The organism is Hydrogenophaga sp. (assembly GCF_041633695.1).
Classification (GTDB): Bacteria; Pseudomonadota; Gammaproteobacteria; order Burkholderiales; family Burkholderiaceae_C; genus Hydrogenophaga.
The window spans coordinates 1-5,555 of record NZ_JBFJMY010000283.1; the positions used below are offsets into that span (position 1 = coordinate 1).

Consider the following 5,555-nt stretch of genomic DNA (forward strand, 5'->3'; position numbering starts at 1 on the left):
GCAAAACCACCACCATCCGCATGCTCTGCGGCCTGCTCAAGCCCGATGCCGGCGAAGGCCAGTGCCTGGGGCTGGACTTTCGGCGCGAGGCCATCTCCATCAAGCGCCAGGTGGGCTACATGACGCAAAAGTTCGGCCTCTACGAAGACCTCTCGATCCGCGAGAACCTCGACTTTGTGGCGCGCTTGTTTGAACTGCCACGGCGCCGGGAAGCGGTGGACCAGGCACTGGAACGCTTGGGCTTGCAGGGGCGCCAACAGCAGTTGGCGGGCAGTTTGTCGGGCGGCTGGAAACAGCGGTTGGCGCTGGCCGCCTGTCTGATCCACGAGCCGCGCCTGCTGCTGTTGGACGAACCCACCGCCGGGGTAGACCCGAAAGCCCGGCGCGATTTCTGGGACCAGATCCACGCGCTGGCCAGCCAGGGCATCACGGTGCTGGTGTCCACCCACTACATGGACGAAGCCGCGCGCTGCAACGATCTGGTCTACATCGCCTACGGCAAAATTTTGGCGCGCGGCAGCGAAAGCGAGATCGTGGACGCGGCGGGCTTGTCGGTCTGGACCGTGGAGGGTGACACCGACGCCGGCCTGGCTGAGCGCCTGCACGCCTTGCCCGGTGTGCAAAGCGTGGTCGCGTTTGGCACGGCGCTGCACGTGGCGGGGCGCGACGCGGCACAACTGGCGGAATCGCTGGCGCCGCTGCAGCGCAAGCACGGCGTGCGCCTGTTCAAGGCCCGTGCCAACCTGGAGGACGTGTTCATCAGCCTTATCGACCAGGCGCAGGACAACTACGAGCCCGAGCGGCACCCACCAACAGGCGGCCATTGATGCGCTGGTTCTCTGTCGCCCGCACCTGGGCCGTCTTCATCAAAGAGTTCCAGCAAATGCTGCGCGACCGCCTCACCTTTGCCATGGCGGTGGGCATACCGGTGCTGCAACTGGTGTTGTTTGGCTACGCCATCAACACCGACCCCAAAGGCCTGCCCACCGCCGTGGTGGCCGCCGACAGCGGGCCGCTGGCGCGCAGCCTGGTGGCCTCGCTGCAAAACACCGGCTATTTCCGGCTGGTGCACCAGGGCACCAGCCAGGCCGACGCCGACAACCTGCTAGCCGAGGGGCTGGTGCAGTTCATCGTGGTGATCCCGGCCGATTTTTCGCGCGACGTGGTGCGCGGCGACCGCCCGGCGGTGCTGGTTTCGGTGGATGCCACCGACCCATCGGCCTCGGGCAACGCCATCGCCGCTTTGGGTGAATTGACCAACCAGGCCCTGCGCCACGACCTGAAAGGACCGCTGCAAGGGTTGCAAGCGACAGCGCCGCCGTTCGAGTTGCGGGTGCACCGGCGCTACAACCCCGAAGGCCTGTCGCGCTACAACATCGTGCCCGGCCTGATCGGCACCATTCTCACCATGACCATGGTGATGCTCACCTCGCTGGCCATGACGCGCGAACGCGAACGCGGCACCATGGAAAACCTGCTCGCCACGCCGGTGCGACCGGCCGAGGTGATGGCGGGCAAGATACTGCCCTACGTGGTGATCGGCTATGTGCAACTGGGGGTGATCCTGGGTGCGGCCTGGCTGCTTTTCAAGGTGCCGATGGAGGGCAGTTTTGCCCTGCTGTTTGGCATGATCGGCGTCTTCATCGTGGCCAATCTTGCGGTGGGATTCACCTTTTCCACCATCGCACGCAACCAGTTGCAGGCGGTGCAGATGACCTTCTTTTTCTTTCTGCCGTCCATGTTGCTGTCGGGCTTCATGTTCCCGTTTCGCGGTATGCCGGTGTGGGCGCAGTGGATCGGCGAGGTGCTGCCGCTCACGCACTTTTTGCGCATCGTGCGCGGCATCATGCTCAAGGGCGCACACGCCAGCCAGCTCTGGATCGAGCTGTGGCCCATGTTGTTGTTCCTGACCGTGGCCGGCGTGGTGGCTTTGTTGCGCTACCGGCAGACGCTGGATTAGGGCCCGAAGCGTCCGCCGGTGCACGCGTCACGCGTCTCAGCTGCGGTGGGGCGCCAGAACTTTTTGGTAGAGCGAGGCGCCCTCCAGGTCTTTCAAGGTGACGGTCATGGCCTGGGTCTTGGCATCGATGTCCACTTGACCAAAAAACTGCAAGCCGCCCGAGGGCGCGGTATTGGGTGTGGATGGCGCCTTCTGGAACACCACCTGAAGGCCAAACGTGCCATCCACCGCGTTGGGGCCGAAGCTGCCCGCGTTCAGCGGACCCGAGACGAATTCCCAGAACGGGTTGAAATCGCTGAACCGGGCTTTGTTCGGGTCGTAATAATGCGCCGCCGTGTAATGCACATCGGCGGTCAGCCACACCAGGTTGTGTATACCGGCGCGTTTGATCGCGCGCAGCAGGCGCGCCATCTCCAGTTCGCGTCCCAGCGGTGCGCCGTTGTCGCCATTGGCCACCGCTTCCCAGCGAGCCTGGCCCTGGGCGTCTTTGCCGTCGGGCACGTGCAGACCGATCGGCATGTCCGAGGCGATGACTTTCCAGGTCGCCTTGGAGCGCTTGAGACCATCCAACAGCCAGTCGATTTGCGGCTGGCCCATGAACACACTGGCATCGCTTTCGCTCGTCTGCAGATTGGCCGAATTCGGTCCCCGGTAGCTGCGCATGTCGATCACGAACAAGTCCAGCAATGGGCCTTGCGGCAGGTAGCGGTAGACCCGTTCGCTCTCCACGTCGGCGCTGCGGCGCATCGGTGCGTATTCCAGGAAGGAACGGGTGGCGCGGGCCACCAGCAAAGGCACGTTTTTTTCGCTGTAGCGCGCGTCGGCGCTCAGGTCTTTGGCGTCGGACCAGTTGTTGCTGACCTCGTGGTCGTCCCACTGCCAGATTTGCGGCACTTCGGCGGCCATGCGGCGCACGTTGGCGTCCATCAGGTTGTAGCGGTAGCGGCCCCGGAACTCGTTCAAGGTCTCGGCCACCTTGCTCACTTCTTCGGTCACCAGGTTGTTCCATACCGAGCCGTCGGGCAGCGGCGCTTGCGCCGCGATCGGGCCATCGGCGTAAATGGTGTCGCCACAGTGCAGAAAGAAATCGGGCTGGGTGCGCCGGATCTGCTCGTAAATCTTCATGCCGCCCCAGGCCTCGTTGATGCCCCAGCCCTGGCCGGCGGTGTCGCCGCTCCAGGCAAAGCGCACATCGCGCCGGGCTTTGCCGGTGCTGCTGGCGGGCAGGCGCAAATGGCCCGGCAGCGCTTCGGACAACACGCGCTCGTTGTGCAGGTCTTGCAACACCACGCGGTAAAAAATCGACTGCCCGGCGGGCAGGCCGGTGAGATCGACACGGCCGGTGAAGTCGCTGTCTTCCAGCAAGTGCGGTCCACGCACGCGACGAGCGTTGGTGAAGCGGTCGGTGGTGTCCCACTCGACCCAGAGCCGCGCCGGGCGGTCGCTGCGGGTCCAGATCATGGTTGAGCTGGCGCTGGGGTCGCCGCTTTGCACGCCATGGGCCATTTGCGGCCGCATAGTGTCGCGTGTGATCACGGCGGGTGCGGTCTGCGCCAGGCTCCAGCGCGGGACGGTGGCGGCAACGCCTGCGAGAGCGGCGCTGGTGTTCAGGAATCGGCGGCGGTCCAGGGGGTCCATCAAGATGCTCCAGTGGGGAAAAACCCAATTGAAAAGCACCAGGATGTCGGCGTGATGACGCCGCGAAGCGTCTCGCCGCGGCTGCCTCTAGCGGGACGTTCGCACGCCCGGAAAAGCGGTGCAAAGGCCCAGGCCAAAGTAGACCAAGGCCGTGACCGCCCGCCCGATGGTTGCGTTGCGGGGGTGTGCCACGAACGCGGGTCTGGCCAGTTCGGCCATCAAGACATAGGCGCAGTCGGACGCTGCGGCGATGCCGACGAACGCCGCTCCCAGGGAGAGGCTTTGCAGCATGGCCGAATCGCCAGGGCTCGTGAACGGGGGCAAGAAGGCTGCCATGCTCAAACCCTGTGGAGCGTCATGGCGCCGCCACCCATGGGAGCGGCTGGAAAGGGGCGGCGCGACACCACACGCACCACACTGGTTTGCTGCACCTCAAAGCCCATGCGCAGGTACATCGTGTGCGCGGCCACGTTGTCGCACATGACGTGCAGAAACGGGGTTTCCTGGCGCTGCATTTGTTGGCGTATGAGTTTGCGCATCAGGCGCTTGGCCAGGCCGCGGCCCTGAAAGTCGGGGTGTGTGCAAACGCCGCTGATTTCGCGCCAGGACCCGGCGTGGGCGCGCTCACCGGCCATGGCCATCAGGCGTCCGTTTTCAAACAGACCAAAGTAGGCGCCCAGTTCCGGCGTGCGCGGACCAAAGGGGCCGGGGTGGGTCAAGGCGGTGAGTTCCAACACCAGCGGGAGGTGGGCTGGCAGTATGGGCTGCGCCTCGGGTGCCTCGTCTTGATCGGGCGGTGGGCCCGACCAGCGCATTTTGTCCATGTGCGCCTGTGTTTCGATGTGCCAACCGGCGGGCACGGGACCGGTCCAGCCATCGCAATACAGGTGTTCGCCGGGCTCGCAAAAGGGCGCCAGTTCGTCGAAGCGGGGCTGGCTGCGGTCGGCAAACGCGATGATGGGCGAGAAGCCGGGTGCGTAGCGCCGGGCGTGTGGCGTGCCCACGGCGCAGCCAGCCTGGTGGCCGCTGAGCGCGTGCCAGAAAACGTTGTCGAGCGAAATGGCCACCGGGAAGGTGCGGGTCAGCGCCCGCGCAAAAACAAATTGTCCAGCTCGCGCATGCTCATCTGCCGCCAGGTCGGCCGGCCATGGTTGCATTGGTCGGAGCGCTCGGTCACTTCCATTTGGCGCAACAAGGCGTTCATCTCGTCGAGGGTGAGGCGGCGGTTGGCGCGCACCGCGCCGTGGCAGGCCATGGTGGCGAGCAGCTCGTTTTGCGCGCGCTGCACCACACCCGACGCGTCGTGTTGGCCGAGTTCGGCGAGCACGCTGCGCGCCAGTTCCACCGGGTCGCCTTGCGCCAGGGTGGTGGGCACGGCGCGCACCGCCAGCGTCTTGGGCGAGAAGGGGGTGATCTCCAGACCCAGGGTGGCCAGGGCTTCGGTACAGGTCTCTGCGGTGGCCACTTCGTGCGGCGTGGCGGCGAAGGTGGCTGGAATGAGCAGCGGCTGGCTGCCGATGCGCTGTGCGTCCAGCTGTTGTTTGAGCCGCTCGTAGACGATGCGTTCGTGCGCGGCATGCATGTCCACCACCACCAGGCCGTGCACGTTCTCGGCCAGGATGTAGACGCCTTGCAATTGCGCCACCGCGCGGCCCAGCGGCCAGTCGCCGTCGGGCAAGGGCGCCGCGGTGGCGGGTGCGGTTTGCACCGCCGCGGCTGCTTCGGGTTGGCCGGTGCGCGTGGGTTGCCACAGCGCGCCGAGATCGTTCACGCGCTGGCCAACGGTATCGGTGCGCGGTGGGTAGCCAGCTGTTGCGGGTGGTGCAAAGCGCAAGGCGTCCTGGTGTTGGGGCGTTTGCGGCTGTGGGGGTGCACCGGTGGTCGCGCCTGGCGTGCCGGGTGTGCCCGCCATCAGGGTTGCGGGCTCTGTGCCTGCGGCGGCCGAGCGGGGCGCGGC

Annotated in this window: 5 protein-coding genes and 1 pseudogene; 2 read left to right on the forward strand and 4 right to left on the reverse strand. The window is 65.9% G+C overall.

Features of this window, described 5'->3' with window-relative positions:
* The coding region (locus ABYB95_RS16015) for an ABC transporter ATP-binding protein (protein ID WP_372659558.1) at nt 1-827 on the forward strand (827 nt) is incomplete at its 5' end.
* Complete coding sequence (locus tag ABYB95_RS16020; protein ID WP_372659559.1) at nt 827-1,960, forward strand: ABC transporter permease; 1,134 nt, start codon at nt 827-829, stop codon at nt 1,958-1,960. The genes ABYB95_RS16015 and ABYB95_RS16020, both read left to right, overlap by 1 nt.
* Before the next feature lie 36 nt (nt 1,961-1,996).
* On the opposite strand, the gene ABYB95_RS16025 is transcribed toward ABYB95_RS16020, so the two are convergent.
* The 4 genes and pseudogenes from ABYB95_RS16025 to mutL form a co-directional block, all read right to left on the reverse strand.
* Complete coding sequence (locus ABYB95_RS16025; protein ID WP_372659560.1) at nt 1,997-3,598, reverse strand: alkaline phosphatase; 1,602 nt, start codon at nt 3,596-3,598, stop codon at nt 1,997-1,999.
* Between the two features lie 87 nt (nt 3,599-3,685).
* Nucleotides 3,686-3,934 (reverse strand): hypothetical protein, encoded by a 249-nt coding sequence (locus ABYB95_RS16030; protein WP_372659561.1) that lies wholly within the window; start codon nt 3,932-3,934, stop codon nt 3,686-3,688.
* Between the two features lie 2 nt (nt 3,935-3,936).
* On the reverse strand, nt 3,937-4,665 hold the full coding sequence (locus ABYB95_RS16035) for a GNAT family N-acetyltransferase (protein WP_372659562.1): 729 nt from the start codon (nt 4,663-4,665) through the stop codon (nt 3,937-3,939).
* 14 nt (nt 4,666-4,679) lie between these two features.
* A pseudogene (mutL, locus tag ABYB95_RS16040) lies at nt 4,680-5,555 on the reverse strand (DNA mismatch repair protein MutL); the annotation flags it as partial.